Source organism: Rhodococcus phenolicus (genome assembly GCF_001646785.1).
In the GTDB taxonomy this organism is placed as follows: Bacteria; Actinomycetota; Actinomycetes; order Mycobacteriales; family Mycobacteriaceae; genus Rhodococcus; species Rhodococcus phenolicus.
The window spans coordinates 1-828 of sequence record NZ_LRRH01000172.1; the positions used below are offsets into that span (position 1 = coordinate 1).

General features: G+C 71.5%; 1 pseudogene. It reads right to left on the reverse strand.

What is annotated here, in order from left to right:
• Positions 1 to 138 precede the first annotated feature (138 nt).
• Positions 139 to 811 (reverse strand): annotated as a pseudogene (locus A8G15_RS28540) (putative RNA methyltransferase).
• Positions 812 to 828: the final 17 nt, after the last annotated feature.

Below are 828 nucleotides of genomic sequence, written 5' to 3' on the forward strand. Positions count from 1 at the left end.
GCCCGGCTCGGCCGTGCCGGGCGTGACCGCGCGATCGCCGAGTTCTCGTGGGCGCAGATCGCCCGGCAGACGCTCGCGGTCTACCAGGACGTCACCGCCCGACGCTGAGCACATCCGCCGGGTTGAGACGCGCAGGGTTCAGGCGCGCCGGGTCCACTCCGACACCACGACCGACGCCGTCACCGCGAACGGCTCCGGCAGGTCGGCCAGCAGTGCCGCGCGACGATCCGCCGCGACGTGATGGGCGGACGGTCCCATCCCGGCGAGCAACGCCAGCGCGGGATGCGGCAGCGCCATCGGGAAGCGCACCTCATGGCGGGACGTGCGCTCGAAGCTGCCGGACAGTGCGGCGCCGAGACGCTCGGTCTTGCGATCGTCGACCTGCACCATGCCGGGCAGCGCGACCAGTTCCTGCAGGTGCTCACCGGTCGGGGTGACGACGACGAGCCGGCCGCCGGGTTCGAGCACCCGGTGGGTCTCGTCGGCGTTGCGCGGCGCGAAGATCGACAGGACGTGACTGAGCGAACCGGTCCGCACCGGAAGCTGACGCCACACGTCGGCGAGCACGGCGCCGACCCGCGGATGGCTGCGGGCGATCCGGCGCACCGCGGGTTTCGAGACGTCGAGGCCGGTAGATCATGTCGGCGGTATCGCCGGTGAACCGGGTAGCGGTGCCGGTGAGGAGCGTGACGTAGCCCTGTTTCGCAATGTCGAAGTTGTGTCCGCTCTCGCACAGCAGGGCGGATCCGTCGAGGTCCATCCCGAGTCCGCACTGGGGGCACGCGAGCAGATCGGTCACCGCGTCGAGCACCGGCGCTCCTCACAGGG